At 37.7% G+C, this 17,317-nt stretch carries 14 protein-coding genes; 8 read left to right on the forward strand and 6 right to left on the reverse strand.

What is annotated here, in order from left to right; all coding sequences use genetic code 11:
• Window positions 1-5: 5 nt before the first annotated feature.
• From NOX80_RS00650 to xrtF, 6 genes are all read right to left on the reverse strand, one after another.
• Window positions 6-2,252 carry a TonB-dependent receptor plug domain-containing protein gene (locus NOX80_RS00650; protein ID WP_256551422.1) on the reverse strand — a complete coding sequence of 749 codons (2,247 nt, stop codon included), beginning with the start codon at window positions 2,250-2,252 and terminating at the stop codon, window positions 6-8.
• A 68-nt stretch (window positions 2,253-2,320) separates the two neighbouring features.
• Window positions 2,321-2,743: an HYC_CC_PP family protein gene (locus tag NOX80_RS00655; RefSeq protein ID WP_256551423.1), complete on the reverse strand. Its 423-nt coding sequence runs from the start codon at window positions 2,741-2,743 to the stop codon at window positions 2,321-2,323.
• A 44-nt stretch (window positions 2,744-2,787) separates the two neighbouring features.
• A complete protein-coding gene (locus tag NOX80_RS00660; protein WP_256551424.1) occupies window positions 2,788-4,146 on the reverse strand; it encodes an MBL fold metallo-hydrolase RNA specificity domain-containing protein in 1,359 nt (452 codons plus the stop codon).
• A 2-nt stretch (window positions 4,147-4,148) separates the two neighbouring features.
• Window positions 4,149-5,006, reverse strand: coding sequence for a restriction endonuclease (locus NOX80_RS00665; protein WP_256551425.1), 858 nt, complete (start codon window positions 5,004-5,006; stop codon window positions 4,149-4,151).
• Between the two features lie 41 nt (window positions 5,007-5,047).
• Window positions 5,048-5,491 (reverse strand): exosortase F system-associated membrane protein, encoded by a 444-nt coding sequence (locus NOX80_RS00670; RefSeq protein ID WP_443134976.1) that lies wholly within the window; start codon window positions 5,489-5,491, stop codon window positions 5,048-5,050.
• Window positions 5,466-6,023 (reverse strand): exosortase family protein XrtF, encoded by a 558-nt coding sequence (xrtF, locus tag NOX80_RS00675; RefSeq protein ID WP_256551427.1) that lies wholly within the window; start codon window positions 6,021-6,023, stop codon window positions 5,466-5,468. The genes NOX80_RS00670 and xrtF overlap by 26 nt, the downstream gene beginning before the upstream one ends.
• Before the next feature lie 70 nt (window positions 6,024-6,093).
• Between xrtF and NOX80_RS00680 the strand changes: the two genes are divergently transcribed.
• The 8 genes from NOX80_RS00680 to NOX80_RS00715 all read left to right on the forward strand — a co-directional run bounded on the left by NOX80_RS00680 (window position 6,094) and on the right by NOX80_RS00715 (window position 17,314).
• Window positions 6,094-6,549: a GAF domain-containing protein gene (locus NOX80_RS00680; RefSeq protein WP_256551428.1), complete on the forward strand. Its 456-nt coding sequence runs from the start codon at window positions 6,094-6,096 to the stop codon at window positions 6,547-6,549.
• 108 nt (window positions 6,550-6,657) lie between these two features.
• Entirely contained in the window at window positions 6,658-6,927 is a 270-nt protein-coding gene (gene rpsO, locus NOX80_RS00685) for a 30S ribosomal protein S15 (RefSeq protein ID WP_256551429.1), read from the forward strand.
• A gap of 154 nt (window positions 6,928-7,081) precedes the next feature.
• The gene (locus NOX80_RS00690; RefSeq protein WP_256551430.1) at window positions 7,082-9,244 is read left to right on the forward strand and encodes a polyribonucleotide nucleotidyltransferase; all 2,163 of its coding nucleotides are present in this window, start codon (window positions 7,082-7,084) and stop codon (window positions 9,242-9,244) included.
• Window positions 9,245-9,533: 289 nt separating this feature from the next.
• Window positions 9,534-10,178, forward strand: coding sequence for a hypothetical protein (locus NOX80_RS00695; protein ID WP_256551431.1), 645 nt, complete (start codon window positions 9,534-9,536; stop codon window positions 10,176-10,178).
• Window positions 10,178-12,958, forward strand: coding sequence for a TonB-dependent receptor (locus tag NOX80_RS00700; protein WP_256551432.1), 2,781 nt, complete (start codon window positions 10,178-10,180; stop codon window positions 12,956-12,958). Before NOX80_RS00695 ends, NOX80_RS00700 begins: the two co-directional genes overlap by 1 nt.
• Before the next feature lie 14 nt (window positions 12,959-12,972).
• A complete protein-coding gene (locus tag NOX80_RS00705; protein WP_256551433.1) occupies window positions 12,973-14,163 on the forward strand; it encodes a DUF4249 domain-containing protein in 1,191 nt (396 codons plus the stop codon).
• Window positions 14,160-15,878, forward strand: a complete 1,719-nt coding sequence (locus NOX80_RS00710; protein ID WP_256551434.1) for a hypothetical protein — start codon at window positions 14,160-14,162, stop codon at window positions 15,876-15,878. The genes NOX80_RS00705 and NOX80_RS00710 overlap by 4 nt, the downstream gene beginning before the upstream one ends.
• A 245-nt stretch (window positions 15,879-16,123) precedes the next feature.
• Window positions 16,124-17,314, forward strand: coding sequence for a DUF4249 domain-containing protein (locus NOX80_RS00715; protein WP_256551435.1), 1,191 nt, complete (start codon window positions 16,124-16,126; stop codon window positions 17,312-17,314).
• Window positions 17,315-17,317: the final 3 nt, after the last annotated feature.

Below are 17,317 nucleotides of genomic sequence, written 5' to 3' on the forward strand. Positions count from 1 at the left end.
AATCGTTATTTAATTTTAAAACGCAATCCGGCATAATACATTTGTCCGAATACCGGCGCATAGATAATAGAGCTATCAAATGACGGACCAAACGGATTTTCTGCTCCTAAAATAGCTTTTTTCTGTTTATAATTTCCAATATTTTCACCTCCTACGTATACTTCAAACGTACTGGAAAATGTTCGTGTGATCTGGGCATTCATTACCGAGAATGACGGTGAATAATCCGGCAATCGGTCACGTAGTAAAGCATTGTCTGCCGTATTCGGTAAACGTTGCGCTCCCATCCAGTTATACGTAAAGTCAAATTTCCATTGCTGTCCTTTTTCTTTTATATGGGTTTCAAAAGCTAAGTTAGCAAAAACACGGTGTTTCGCCTGTAACGGACGTTCTTTGGCTCCGCTAAGGTAATCGGTCTGAATGTCGTAATATTTATACGCTGTACGCAAATTCAGGTGTTTAAAGAATTCATAGTTAAATTCCAATTGCAGACTGTTAGCATACGATTTTCCGTCCAAATTATAAAACAATACCTGTTGCGGACCGGCATATAAATCGACTACCGCCTGGTTTTCAAAATCCGTTCGGTAAAAGTCAAGACTCACTTCTGCCGTTCTTCCGAATAACTGGAAACCCTGCATAAAACTTACACCATAATTCCACGCAATTTCCGGATCCAATCCGTAGATTTTCCCTCCGGTATTCAGGATATTAAACGCTCTTGATGTCGCAAATAGCTGTTGGTTTTCAGCAAAAATATTAGCACTTCTTTTTCCTCTTCCCGCTGAAGCTCTGAAAACCGCTTTCTCCCACGGATTATAGCGCATATGTACACGTGGTGTAAAAAAGGCGCCTAAACGATTATGAACATCATAACGCGCACCCGCTACAAGACTAAAATTATCGGTATTATCATATGTATATTCAAAAAAAGCACCAATGGAGTTATCACGTCGGCTTACATCCATTGCAGAACCTACAAACACATATTCATTATAATCATCAGAAGTAAAGTTCAAACCGGTTGAGAATTTATTCAATGTATTGCTGATAATCGAGTTAAAAATCAGATTGGAATAAAAGCTGTTTTGCTGGATATTGTATTGATTAAATCCGAAGTACGACTCCTGCTTATGATAATTAAATGAGTTTTGAAAACCGATACTCTGATACGGCATATCCGGGAATACATATCCGATTTTTGTTGACAAATCTACTTTATCCGTATTGATTTCGGATCCCCAATAGTTATTTGTAAACTTATCCCGATCCGGGTCAAATTCTACTTGTCCGGTTTGCTTTTCATCACGCATATAACGAAGATTGATAAAGCTTACCCAACCTTTTTCGGCATCACTATACTGCCAACGGTTTAATACGTTGATTTGTTTTCCCAACGGATTATCCAGAAAACCGTCGTGATTCATATCGTTTTTAGCCACGCGCGCATTACCGTGTAGAAACAAACTGCTACTCCATTTATCGGATATTTTTTTATTGAAATGGGTATTCAGCTCATAACGACTATCAGTCGAACCGTAGGCATTCAGGAAAAACGGAATATCATTAGCAGGCTTGATCAATTCGGTATTAATCTGCCCCGATATACTTTCATATCCGTTTACCACGCTACCGGCACCTTTTGTTACCTGAATACTTTCAACCCAGGTACCCGGCGTAAAAGACAATCCGTAAGCCTGAGATGCGCCCCGGACAGACGGGATATTTTCTTCTGCTATCAGAATATACGGACTGGTTAATCCTAACATTTTGATTTGTTTACTTCCGGAAATCGCATCCGAAAAGTTAACATCGATTGACGGATTGGTTTCAAAACTTTCTGACAGGTTACAACAAGCTGCTTTAAGTAGTTCTTTACTACTCATTGTAACGACATTAGCCGTTTTGACATAGGATTTTTGAAGACTGTTTCGTTTCGTCTGAACGACAACTTCCCCTAATGTCTTCGAGGGTTTTACATTTATTTTGAGTACTTTCGGCTCATGAACTTCCAGCGTTTGCGTTTCATAGCCGATATAGCTAATCATTAATTTTTTATTTTCTTCAGAAAAAGGAAGGCTGAAAAAGCCGTTTTCATCAGTGGTTACACCAATAGTAGTGTCTTTCCAGGTTACGGAAGCACCAATCACAGGCAGATTGTGTTCATCGACAATCGTACCCGTTACATTATTTTCCTGTGCCGTTATGAAATTCACAAACAACAGCAGAAAAAACATAAAGTTCTTGTGCATGATTTTATTTTTAATGTTTGAATAAGTAAGGTATGCGCATCAGGCGCAATATTTCAAAGCATTAAAAATCAGGCGTAAAAGAGATATTGACAATAGAGTTTAAAAAGCGGCGGTGCGTTACTGTCGCAATAAAAAGACGGTGTATCGCTTTTTACAACAGCTTCTTCCGTTTCAGCGGAAATTACCGGCTTCCAGTTATCCGTAATCGTAAAAGCACCCAAATCCAGTTGGAAGCTTTTTACAATTATGTTATCAGTAGTGTTTTTCTTTAAATCGACTTTACTGTCGGAACAACAACTGTCTTTTTTTTCAGTTGCCGCACAACAGGAACTTTCTGCATCGGACTGCTCCATACAAGGCATTTCCGATTTATAGGCTAAAGAAACGGAAGCGATTTCGCCTCCACAATAATGCACATTAAATGCCAATCCGACATTGGATACCAATATCAGCATAGCTAATAACAAACTAATGTGCTTCTTAATTTTCATTGCCACAAAAATAACATTTTTTTCAATGTAGTATGTTAATGACTTTATAATTCGATAATCTGGTCCAGTTCCGGAATCACACAATCATAACCATATCGTGTTTCGATTGCTTTTTTTAATTCGGTAAAACTATCTGCCTCACCATGCACCAAAAATATATTTCGGGGTTTATTTTCCAGATCCGACAACCAGTTAACCAAATCGTCCTGATCGCCATGCGCCGATAAACCTTCAATCTCAACCACCTTTGCTTCAACCGGAAAAAAACGTCCGTAAATTTTAATTTCTTTTTCTCCTTCGAGTAATTTTCGTCCCCGGGTACCTTCCGCCTGATATCCCACAATAACAACCGTAGTTTCCGGTCGTACAATATACCGTTCCAGATAGCTTAAAACCCGACCGCCGGTTATCATTCCGCTGGCTGCAATAATAACTTTCGAACGATCATCGTAAATTGCTTCAATGGTTTCCTCATAATTGGCTATCATCGAAAACATTTCACACATTTCAGAACATTCCTCCCATGTGAGCTTATGCCATTTCCCGCTATCGGTAAAAATGTCCAGCACTTTAATTCCCATCGGAGTATCAATAATATAAGGCATATCCGGTATCCTACCCTCTTTTTTGAGTTGCCATAACAGATACATAATTGACTGCGCTCTTTCAACCGCAAAACTTGGAATAACAACATTCCCGTTCCGTTCGTAGGCTTCGTTAATACAAGCCTCCAATTCGGCTTTCGGATCGTTATCCGGATGTAATTTATTTCCGTAGGTACTTTCCAGAAAAACATAATCCGCTTGTTTCGGATGAACCGGCGGATATAACAAAACATCATTATCCCGTCCGATATCGCCTGAGAACACCAGTTTTTTACCATCCAGTTCCAATGTAATCGAACAGGCACCGATAATATGCCCGGCATAGAAATAGGTTGCCGTAATACCGTCTTCCAATTCAAACGGCGTATCAATCGCGATTACTTTAAAATGCGGCACTACTTTATCAGCTTGTTCTACTGTGTAGAGCGGTTCGGCCGGATCGTGTTTCGAATAATGTTCTTTATTTGCTTTCTCGGCTTCTTCTTCCTGTATTTTTGCACTATCCTGAAGAATCAGATTACTAACGGATTTCGTCGGACCGGTACAAAATATTTTCCCTTCGAATCCTTCGTTGACCAATCTTGGCAGCCAACCGCAATGATCAAGATGCCCGTGTGTTAAAAGCACATAATCGATAGACGACGGGAGAACAGACAACGGATTCCAGTTAAAACTCCGCAATAGCTTTCCGCCCTGAAACAATCCGCAATCGATTAATATACGGATTCCGTTATCGCTTTCAATAAGAGTCTTGGATCCGGTAACTGTACCGGCTGCGCCTAAAAACTGAACTTTCATAGCTAATCATTAAAAATTTTACAGGAATTATCAATATACTCACAAAGAGCAGAAGCTTCCCGGATAATGTTTTTAACCCGATTCGGATGCACATCGATATTGGTTAACAGTTCACTATTATCCAATATTTCGGAAGCCAGTAAAACACCACTGATCAATAACTTTTCTTTTTCATTTTGCGTCAACGTTGTCAGACAGGTAACCGGAAACAATCCGCTTTCTTCGATTTTAAATTTTAAGCTTTCTTTTTCCGGATAATCCCAACTTATCATCTTTAAGTCAGAACACCTTCCGAATTGTAAGGCTTCCGTTGTAAATCGATTATTTGTAATTACCCAACATCGGGTTATCGTATCACTTTGACTAAAAATAGAATGTGATTTACTTTTAAGGTCATTAAATCGGGATAGAATATACATCGGTACTTTTACATCCGACTTCACATCATTCCGGCTATGAAACTTACATTCGACCATTCCTATTTTCTGATCTTTCTTTATCAGAACATCTACTTCATGCGATACACATTTTCCGTTTAAAACAAGATTGGTTTTAGTCGTATACCCTTCGCTTTCGAAAAGCAAGGCTACATATTTTTCAAAAAAGAAACCCGCAGGTCCCAATGCCTGAACAGCCGCTTTAAGATTATATCGGGCGGCATGTATTTTAGATGATTTTTTAAGTAATTGAAAAGCCAGTCGGTTTATTTTCCGGGTCGGCATACCGTCATACAGTTCATTGACGATTATAGTAAGAATTTCTTCCGTTTTTTCCGGACTTGCTCCGGACATCTGTAGCGAACGTTTTAGTTTTTCACTATCAAATTTTACGATATCACCCGACTGTTTGACAACTTTCATCCTTTAAATCATTTTACATTCCTTTAAAGGTACAAAAAATATTACGATTTCTTTTTCTGATAATAAAATGCCGGAAGGAACAAAATGAGTAGTAACGGCTGGATAAGAAACCTACGAATGTAGAATAATGTCATATAATCCGGTTTATCCGAACTTTTTAGCAGCACGATAAAGGCAGTCAGCAAACCCACATAAAAGAAGAGGAATAATATACCGGAAAACCAAACCAATCCCCTGTCTTTAAAGAACAGGTAAATAATAATCAGCGATAATATTGTATTCAATCCGTAACGAAGCGATAAGCTCCCCAATAAGTTTCCGGTATCATAAGACGGCAAAACAGCATTTTGAAAAGTCCCTTTAAAAAAATCCAGAAACGGATCATAAAACAATTCCGTTTCAAATGTTCTTATCAAAGCTAATAGCAATATTGCTATGCCAACACCCAAAATGGTCCGTTTATTTTTCCACATTTTTTGCAGCATATCCTGAGAATTTCTGAACCCAAAGAATCCATAATAAAAAAACCACACCATAAATGAACAGCGGAAAAACCACACCATGCAACAGGTGTTGCTGTTTCGGATAACGATCCAGTGCTATGGTAAGCAAAGTTATTCTCAACACATTAAGAATATGAATTATACCGATGCCTATTACGATATAGAGTAAGGTTTTTTTCCATTTGGAAGAAAAAGCAAAAATAAAGGCCGCAAATAGAATCATAATACTTATAGCGTTACATCCTTCAATAACCCGGGCGATCGGTTTATCACGCAACAGAATAACAACAGATGCATCGCGGGTACTCGGTTTTGTAGTTACCGGCTGATCAAAGATTAATAACGATTGTTCAACCTGTAAAGCCACTGAAGTTGTCAATCCGTCGACTTCCAGTTTTTCGGCATCATACTGATTGAGGTAAAATTTATACACAACCGTTAATACGATATAGAGCAGCAGGAATTTTATCAGAAAGATAAAAAAAGGCTTATATTGAACGTAAAGATTTTTCAAACCGCTTTATTTTTAACAAAAATATAAAAATTAGAACACCTCAAATAAATACTTTTGCAAAAAGAATGTTATGAAATTTCAAGAATTAGAACCGAAAGTTAAAGCTATTGTAACTGAAACCGGCATTAGCAGAGACGATAAATTAAAAAATATTTGTCAACTTTTGAGTGACCATGTTGATTATTATGACTGGGTTGGCTTTTATTTTCGGAACGGCGACAAAGAGGAATTACTTTTAGGCCCTTACGTAGGCGCTGCTACCGACCATACCGTTATTCCGTTTGGAAAAGGAATCTGCGGACAGGTTGCCGTATCCAATCAGAATTTTGTAGTACCGGATGTAAAAGCGCAAGATAATTATATTGCGTGTAGTCTTACTGTAAAATCAGAAATTGTGGTTCCGCTTTTTGTAAACGGTATCAATATCGGACAGATCGACATTGATTCCCATGTTCTGGATCCGTTTACAAGCGAAGACGAACGTTTTCTGGAATTTGTTAATCAGGAAGTTGCCCAACTTTTTTAACATTGTTCCCTGAATTTATTTGTCAGTTAAAAAAATAAAGTTACCTTTGCACACGAAATAGGATTTATACCTAATTCACTACATAATAATCATTTAAACAATATTAGCATGTATTTAACTAAAGAAGTTAAAGCGGACATTTTCGCAAAACATGGTGGAAACGCAACCAATACTGGTTCAGCTGAAGGGCAAATCGCGTTATTCACATTCAGAATTAACCACTTGACAGGACACTTAAAAGTAAATCGTCACGATTACAACACTGAGCGTTCGCTTGTGAAATTGGTAGGTAAAAGAAGAAGTCTTCTTGACTACTTAAAGAAAAAAGATATCAACAGATATCGTGAGATTATCAAAGAATTAAACATCAGAAAATAATCACTGGAAAGAGGCGCCCGCGCGCCTCTTTTTGTTTTGTATATTTTGACAGAAAAAAGTTTGGTTTTTCATTGGGTATTAGACAACTACACAACAACGACAACAACAACACAACTAAAACCCATTTGTCTAATTAAGAATTAAAATTAATTTTATGGTTCCTAAGGTTACCCAAGAAATTATCGATTTAGGTGATGGAAGAACAATCACCATCGAAACAGGAAAACTAGCCAAACAAGCAGACGGTTCTGTCGTGGTTCGTATGGGCGATAGCATGTTATTAGCAACAGCTGTATCTGCCCGTACAGCCAGTCCAGGAGTGGATTTCCTACCGTTAACAGTAGATTATCGTGAAAAATTTGCCGCTGCCGGACGTTTCCCGGGTGGTTTTTTTAAGCGTGAAGCGCGTCCAAGTGACAGTGAAGTTTTAACTATGCGTCTTGTAGACCGTGTATTACGTCCTTTATTTCCGGACGATTATCATGCGGAAACACAAGTAATGATCCAATTAATGTCGCATGATGAAAATGTGATGCCGGATGCTTTAGCCGGTTTAGCTGCATCAGCTGCATTAGCCGTTTCCGATATTCCTTTTACGACGTACATCTCTGAAGTTCGCGTAGGACGTGTTAACGGAAAACTGGTTATCAACCCAAGTAAACAGGATTTAGAAAATTCCGATATCGATATGATGATCGGTGCATCTCTTGATTCTATTGCTATGGTTGAAGGTGAGATGAAAGAAATCTCTGAAAAAGAAATGGTAGAAGCAATTAAGTTTGCTCACGAAGCTATTAAAGCGCAAATTAATGCACAGATACGATTACGTGCTGCTTTAGGTCTGACCGAAGTACGTACCTATGAAGAGGAAAAAAATGACGAGGCTATTTATGCCAAAGTAAAAGAAGCTGCTTACGATAAATGCTATGCTATAGCACAAGAAGGTACTTCTAAACAAGAAAGAGGTGAGAAATTTGCCTTGGTTAAAGAAGAAGTAAAAGCCCTTTTTACCGAAGAAGAATTAGCTGAAAACGGTGATTTGGTATCCAAATACTTTTCTAAAACACAAAAAGAAGCAGTTCGTAATGTAATTTTAGATTTAGGATTACGTTTAGACGGAAGAAAAACAACTGAAATCCGTGGTATCTGGAGTGAGGTTGATTACCTTCCATCAACACACGGATCAGCTGTATTTACCAGAGGAGAAACTCAGGCATTAGCAACTGTAACTCTTGGAACTTCAAGAGAAGCTAATATCATTGACCTTCCTTCTGAACAAGGAGAAGAAAGATTCTATCTTCATTATAATTTCCCTCCGTTCTCAACCGGTGAAGCAAAACCATTACGTGGTACTTCCCGTCGTGAAGTAGGACACGGAAATCTGGCACAACGTGCTTTAAAAAACATGATTCCTGCTGACTGTCCTTACACAATCCGTGTAGTATCAGAAGTATTGGAATCAAACGGTTCCTCTTCTATGGCTACGGTTTGCGCCGGAACATTAGCTTTAATGGATGCCGGAATTCAAATCAGCAAACCGGTTTCCGGTATTGCAATGGGATTAATTTCTGATGACAAAACCGGTCGTTGGGCAGTATTATCCGATATTTTAGGAGACGAAGATCACTTAGGTGATATGGACTTTAAAGTAACCGGAACTGCTGATGGTATCACTGCTTGTCAGATGGATATTAAAATCGAAGGTTTGGCTTACGACATCATGGAGAAAGCATTAGAACAAGCTCGTGACGGACGTTTACACATTTTAGGTAAAATCACGGAAACAATTGCTCAACCTAATGCTACCGTTAAACCGAAAGCTCCGAAAATCATCAAAATTGAAATCCCTAAAGATTTCATCGGTGCAGTTATCGGACCAGGTGGTAAAAACATTCAGGCTTTACAAGCGGAAACCGAAACTACAATCGTTATCAATGAAGAAGGTAATCTTGGTATTATCGAGATTCTCGGAACGAATGCAGCCGGTATGGACAAAGCAATAAGCTCAATCCAAAACACTATCTTCTCACCTGTAGAAGGCGAAACCTATACTGTAAAAGTAGTTAAGGTACTTGAATTTGGTGCGGTTGTAGAATTTGTACCTGGAAAAGAAACTTTACTTCACGTTTCGGAACTAGACTGGAAACGCGTTGAAAATGTTGCCGATGTAATTAAAATCGGAGATGTTTTTGATGTAAAATACATGGGTATCGATCCTAAAACCAAAAAAGCTAAAGTTTCTAAAAAAGCTTTACTACCAAGACCTCCGAGAGAAGAGAAAAAAGAGGAGAAAAAAGACGACAAGCAACAAGGTTAATTTTTTATAAAATTAATTCATAAAAAGCCCTGATTCTTAACAGAATCGGGGCTTTTACTTTTTTCACCATTGCGAGAAAAAAATGTTAATTTTTTCAAAAAAAATTTTCCGTACGATATTATTTCTATTTTTGACATTCTTTAAAACTGAAATATTATCAAATAAATCCACTATTTTATCAATGATCCTCAAAAACCCACCCAAACAATTATGCATTATAATATTATATACCCTATTTTTTAGCTATTTAAAAACTTCAGCCCAATCAGAAGAACGGTATATTACTAAAATGCATGACAGTATCGTTGGCAAACAAAGTCTGGCGATAAACAACGGTTATTTTCACTCAAACCCCTACCCGATTATCAATGGAAAATATCGCTATTATACTTCATCCGATAAATACCTGAAGGGAACTGTCGTATACGAGAACCAAACCTATTACGACTTCGATGTTAAGTATGATTTATTTCAAGACATTCTAGTCTATCAACCTTCGGCAGAATCCGGAAATATAGGGATTGAGCTTGCACAACAGAATGTGGACAACTTCATCATCAACAACAAAAAGTTTGTTAACCTAAGCAAAACCGTATCACCAATGATCACCTTTATCAAAGGGTATTACGAAGAGAACCTGGTTGGAAAAAACTTTATCTTTTACGTCAAACATCATAAAGACAAAAGAGAAATTACAAACGGAACCCGTACTTATTACGAATTTAATGACAACAATGAATATTACATTTTTCAAAACGGCAACTATCACAAAATCGCTTCTAAAAGTGATGTTGTCGCATTATTCCCCGACCACAAAAAGAAAATTAACGATTTGTACAGCATGAACAAATCAACCGAAAAAGAAAATAAATATCTTTTTTATGAAGACCTAATCCACAAAATAAATTCCCTACTTGAAACTAACCATCCGTAATGAAGAAAATTTTACTTGCTCTGTTCATTTTAGCATTCAGCCAGTCTGCATTTTCACAAGAAAAACAGAAATTATCACTGGAACTGAATAACGCTGATGTCCCGACAGCTCTAAGCAAAATAGAAGCCGCTTCCGGTTATAAATTCTATTTTGACAATACCTGGCTGGAAGGCTATAAGACCATTCGTATTAACAAAAACTACAACCAGGCCACGCTTGACGAAATCCTGACTGATGTTTTTAATAATACTGATTTAAATTTTTATGTTAATCAAAATAGTGTGATCCTGACCAACAACAGTATCATCTATTCCAAACTTGCCGACAATTATTTCGGTGAAACCACAACCCGTAAATCAGATGAAATCGTATTTGAAGGCGATCCCGTTTTCTATCAGCAATACGACGACAATACAACTTCCGGCGACAACAGAAGTAGTTCGGTTTCCTTAATCGGAAAAGAATCACAGAAAGTCGGAAAAAGCACTTTTGAGCTTTCAGGATATATTAAGAACACCAAAAACGGTGAACCGATTTCTAACATTATTATTAAAACCCCGGACAATAAAGCAACGGCAATGACCGATGAAAAAGGGTATTACAGTATTCAGCTTCCTTCCGGTTTAAACATCGTGGAAGTAGAGTCGTTTACTCATAAAAAAATTACCCGCAAAATAATGATGTACAACAACGGAAAACTGAACCTTAATGTTACTGAAAACGTAACTTTACTGGAAGAAGTAAACGTTCGCGGTAAAAAAAGGGATGGTGTTAAAGGCGCTATTGCCGGAGTAACTTCTATTAGCATGAAGGATCTAAAAAGTGTTCCGACAGTTTTAGGAGAAAGAGATATCCTTAAAATTGCAACAACTATCCCGGGAATTAAATCGGCCGGTGAAGGTTCTGCCGGTGTAAACGTTCGTGGCGGTAAAGAAGATCAGAATTTATTCTTACTGGACGATGCTACTTTATACAACCCGGCTCACTTTTTCGGATTGTTTTCCGCGATTAACCCTTATACTATCGATAAAGCAGATATCTACAAAGGTAGTATCCCGGCTGAATTCGGTGGTCGATTATCATCTGTTTTTGATATTTCCACTAAAAGCGGAAACGTAACTAAATTATCCGGAGAAGGTGGTCTCGGACCGGTAACCAGTAATTTAATGATCACTACTCCAATTGTAAAAGAGAAATCAAGTTTACTAGTGGGTGCTCGTGCTACTTATTCCGATTGGATTTTAAAATCATTGAAGGAGCCGTCTTTAAAAAACAGTCAGGCGAATTTTTATGATGTTATTGCAAAATACAACCATAAGATTAATGACAACAATAATATAGAAGCTACTTTCTATTATAGCCGTGATGCTTTTAGTATCACATCGGATTCCTTGTACAAATACAGCAACAGACTGGCTACTTTGAAGTGGAATCACAAATTCAGTGAAAAACACAAAGGGGCTTTGGTTCTGACTAATTCAGAATACAAATTCAATATCGATTTTGACAAGGTAAATAACCGAAAAACATTTGAATACGGTTATAAAATCGACGAAACCCAATTACAGTTGAAGTTCAACTATGATTACGACAAAAAACACAATTTTAGCTATGGACTTTCCAGTAAGCTTTATGGTGTAAATCCGGGTTATCTGACACCAACCGGTCCAAATCCTTTGCTTTCTCCGGTAGAACTGGACAAACAAAAAGGACTTGAATCGGCTATTTATGTGGCTGACAATTACAAAATCAGTGACAAACTATCCTTTAATATCGGATTCCGTTATTCTTTATTTGCTGCTTTAGGTGCTTCTAACCAACGCATTTATGCGGATGATCTACCGAAAAGCGATGATACCGTTACCGAAATTCGTACGTTCGGAAACAATGAAGTTGTAAAAACCTACAGTGGATTTGAACCGAGAATTGCCGTTAAATATGCGTTTACCGAAGATTTTTCGATCAAAGCCGGTTACGACAAAACCTATCAGTATATGCACCTTTTGTCGAGCAATACAACACAATCGCCAACAGACGTATGGAAGTTATCGGATATTAATGTAAGACCACAGGATGCACAGCAATTCTCTTTAGGTGCTTATAAAACATTTAAAGATGAAATGTATGAAGTAAGTCTTGAAGGATATTACAAACGCATGAACAATATCCTTGATTACAAAGTAGGTGCCGAAATCATGTTAAACAACAACATGGAAACCGAATTATTACAAGGTGAAGGAAAAGCTTACGGAGTAGAATTATTACTAAAGAAAACCACCGGAAAGCTAAACGGATGGATCGGATATACCTATTCCAGAACGTTGATAAAATTAGACAGTCCGTTTGATCAGGAGAAAGTAAACAACGGTGATTATTTTGCCGCTAATTTTGACAAACCACATGATTTCAGTGCTGTTTTAAATTATAAGTTTACAAAGCGTTACAGCTTGTCCATGAACTTTATTTACCAAACCGGCAGACCGGTTACTTATCCGGTAGGTACCTATCAGTTTGGAAATGCGGAATACACTTTATATAGTGATCGAAATGCGTTCCGGATCCCGGATTATTACCGTCTGGACATCGGACTAAATATAGAAGGAAACCACAAAATCAAAAAACTGGCACATAGCTTCTGGAATATCTCTGTTTACAACGTATTGGGTCGTAACAACCCGTACTCTGTCTACTTCGTAACAGAAAACGGAGAAATTAAAGGTTATAAAACGTCTATTTTCTCAATCCCGGTTCCTACTATTACTTATAACTTTAAGTTTTAACGATACCCAACGTTATGAAAATAAAATTTTTAACCCGACTAACGTTATTATTACTGATCGGTGTCAGCCTGACCAACTGTACCGATCCGTATAAAATGCAAACCGACACCTTTGAAGATGCTTTGGTAGTGGAGGCAACCATAACGGATGTACTTCAGAAACAAACCGTAAAGCTTTCCCGCACTTATCGCTTTGAAGATTTCGGCCCCGTTACGGAAGAAAACGCCGATGTTAGCATCATTGATAGTGACGGAAACCAATACGATTTTATAGAACAGAATAATGTATACACATCCGTTAACGAATTTAAAGCCGTTCCGGGAAAACAGTACCAACTAACGATTATAACCAGTGACGGTAAAAAATATACCTCAACTCAGGAGATTTTACCAACCGCCAGTCCCATACAAGACGTTGTAGCCAATGTAGAAACGGTTAACAATGTAAGAGGTGTTGAAATCCGCGCTAAGAGCTATGATCCAAGCGGAAACTCGCAATATTATCGTTTTGAATATGAAGAAACCTATAAAGTTATTGCCCCGAAATGGGTATCGGTTGAAGCTAAACTTTCCGGTCCGAATCCAATGCAACCGATAATAACAATGCAACCGCGAACAACTGAAGCCAGAGTATGTTACAGTACTGATAAATCAACAGAAATTCTTTTGGTCAATACAAACGAAGGTCCGGAAGATCGTGTCGATTTCCCTGTTCGTTTTTTGAGCAGACAAAATTACAGTATCAGTCATCGCTATAGCATTTTGGTTCGTCAATATGTACAAAATGCTCATGCCTATAATTATTATAAAGCTTTAAAAAGAATGTCCGGTTCCGGAAATATCCTGTCGCCTAATCAGCCCGGATTCCTTAACGGAAATATAAAATCGGTCAACAATCCGACTGAAAAAGTGATTGGTTATTTTGATGTTTCAACCGTTTCAACAAAGCGTATTTTCTTTAATTATACTGATCTTTTCCCCGGTGAACCATTACCGGCTTATAAAGTGAGCTGTAATGAACAAGTGCTCAATTACTGCTTTTCCAGTGATCCGGCTTGCAAAGGAACTTCTATTTTAAGTTATTTAAATACCAACACCATGGCGATGTATCTATTTGATGAAGCACCGATTTACACCATGGTTCCTGAAGCCTGTGCCGACTGCACTTCTTTTTCGTCTAACGTAATACCACCATTCTGGGAATGAGAAAAAATATTATACCCCTGATCCTATTAGGAACCTTTAGTTTCTTTAGTCAAAGTACTATTGCACAAGGTAGTTCTAAAAAAAGTACGCTATCGATTACCGCTAAAGAGCGTGTATACGTACATCCCAACACGAATACGCTATTAACAGGTGAATCCTGCTACTATACTCTTTATTGCCTAAATTCGGGTAATAACGCAGCAAGCAGTATCAGTAAAATTGCTTATATCGAAGTAATCGATACGGATAGAAAAAGCGTACTAAAACAAAAAGTATATTTGGAAAATGGCGTTGCTCAAGGTGATGTTTTTATCCCTACAACACTAAAAACGGGCAACTATAAACTGATTGCCTATACGAATTGGATGCTTAATAATAATGCGACTTCCTTTTTCCAACAGGATCTCGTTATTATTAACCCGTTCCAAGTCACAAAAAATCCCGTTTCTAAAGAAAGCCTTGTCGTAAAAAACACATCCGATAAAGTTGCCAGTAATTATATCACGATCAACAGTGATAAGAAAAGCTACGGAAACCGGGAAAAAATCAACCTAAACATTAATCCTGTTGCCAATGGTTCCAAAGGTGTTTATTCCCTTTCGGTAAGAAAAGTAGATGCTCTTACAAACCCATCCGCATCAACACCTCAGACTTTTATTTCGAATACAGCGAATGATACACCTTTAGCCGGCGGTACCTTACACATACCGGAATTAAGAGGCGAATTGCTTTCCGGAAAAATCGTTTCTAAAAGCAACAAGGAAGTTAATCACAAAAACGTTGCATTATCATTACCGGGTAAATCATTTGAGCTAAAGATGGCGGTAACGGATAATGAAGGTAATTTCTTTTTCACTTTAGATCGTTATCCGAACAGTAACAATGCCGTTATTCAGGTTGTTGATTCCGAGAGTAACGATTATAGCATTGTTTTACAGGAAGCGCAGCAAATCGATTTATCACAATTGCGTTTTCCGGAAGCTTTTAATCTAAATCCGGCTTATCGTACAGCAATCGAAGAACGCTCTACGGCCAATCAGATTGAAAATGCATATTACACCAAAAAAAGAGATAGTCTCGAAGTGGCTCCGCGTACACAACCGTTTTACCATTCGCTTCAAAAAGATTACTTCCTGGATGATTATACGCGTTTCTCTACCTTTAGAGAAACTGTAACCGAAATCATTCCGGAACTTTTCTTCCGTGAAAAAAGCGGTAAGTTTTCAATTCATTTGCGAAATACATCCACAAACGATGGTTCGATAGATATTCCATTGGTTATGGTTGACGGACTTCTGATTCAGAATACTGACGAATTGTTCCAATACAATACGTATAACATCCATAAAATATCGCTAGTTAATAAAGCCTATATCTATGGTCCTATTGTGTATAGCGGTATTGTTAGTATTATCACCAAAAATTTTGACTATCAAACCAAAGCATCCGGTGATTTTATTAAAAAGACGGAAATCATCAGACCTGCGAAGAAGAAAACCTATTATAGTCCGAAATATGACGGAACACAAAATCTGGAACGTATCCCGGATTATCGTTACCAACTGACCTGGTTACCTAATTTACAAATCGATCAGGAAGCTAAAACGGTTTCTTTTTACAGTTCAGATATAAAAGGAACTTTCGAAATTATTCTGGAAGGATTTACAGAAAAAGGAGAACCGGTATACTCGAAAGATTATATCGAAGTACAATAAATAGTTATGTTTTCAATTTTAAGTTTTCAGGTAATCCGCAAAAGGGAACTCGGGATTACCTGATACTTAAAAGAATTATGAAAGGATCGCTATTTTATAATATAGCTATACATACACTCAGCAACCAACTCTACTCTATTTTTTTCTAACAGAAAAGAGTCAGACTAAAATCACACCCGCTGCTCTTCCCGATTTCCGGAACCATTAGGGTTTGCCATTTTAGTATTTAAAAATAAGAACGTGTTATGAAAACAAAATTTTTAACCCAACTCATAGGATTAGTACTGATCTGTTTCGGTCTGACCAACTGTACCGATCCCTATAAGATGAAAACCGATACTTTTGAGGATGCTCTGGTTGTGGAAGCGACTATTACGAACCTGCTTCAAAAACAAACGGTAAAAATTTCCCGTACCTTTCGCTTTGAAGACTTAATACCTTCTTTTGAAGAAAATGCAGTCGTAACCGTAACCGACAGTGACGGAAATGTATATCCTTTCGAACAAGGTAACAACGTTTATACATCTGTAAATGAATTTCAGGCTTTACCGGGCAAACAGTATCACCTGACCATCTTTACCAGCGACGGAAAAAAATATACCTCTACTAAAGAAATTTTACCGACAGACACTCCGTTACAAGAGCTTACTGCCAGCGTACAAACGGTTGATAATATCAGAGGGGTAGAAATCAGAGCGAAAAGTTATGATCCGAGTAGTACCTCCCATTATTATCGCTTTGAATATGATGAAACCTATAAAGTGATCGCTCCGAAATGGCAAACTTTTAAACCTAAAATTATCCAAGCCAATCCTTATAAGATAATAACATTTGTACCGCATACAGAAGAAACAAAAACGTGCTATAGCACGGATAAGTCTACCGATATCCTGTTAGTCAACTCGAATGAAGCCACAGAAGATCGCGTGGATTTTCCGGTGCGGTTTATCAGTACGCAAAATTACATCATCAGCCACCGGTATAGTATACTGGTTCGCCAATATGTACAAAACTTATACGCCTATAATTACTATAAAACATTAAAAAAACTATCCGGTTCCGGGAGCATATTGTCACCGAACCAACCGGGCTATCTTGTCGGAAATATCAAATCGGTTAATAACCCTTCTGAAAAAGTAATCGGTTTCTTCGATGTTTCAACCGTTTCATCCAAGCGTATTTTCTTTAATTATGCTGATCTCTTCCCGGGCGAAGCATTACCGCCTTATAAAGTAATCTGTAATGAACTGGAACTCGATTATTGTTTTACAGATAATCCGGGTTGTAAAGGAGGAGATGTGATCAATTATTTAGAACAAAAAACGATGACTATAATCCGATATGATTTTGTAATACCTACTTACATAATGACACCACTTCCTTGTGCTGAGTGTACCTCTTTTTCTTCTAATATAGTTCCTCCTTTTTGGGAATAAAAT

The sequence above is a fragment of the Flavobacterium cerinum genome (assembly GCF_024496085.1).
Taxonomy (GTDB): Bacteria; Bacteroidota; Bacteroidia; order Flavobacteriales; family Flavobacteriaceae; genus Flavobacterium; species Flavobacterium cerinum_A.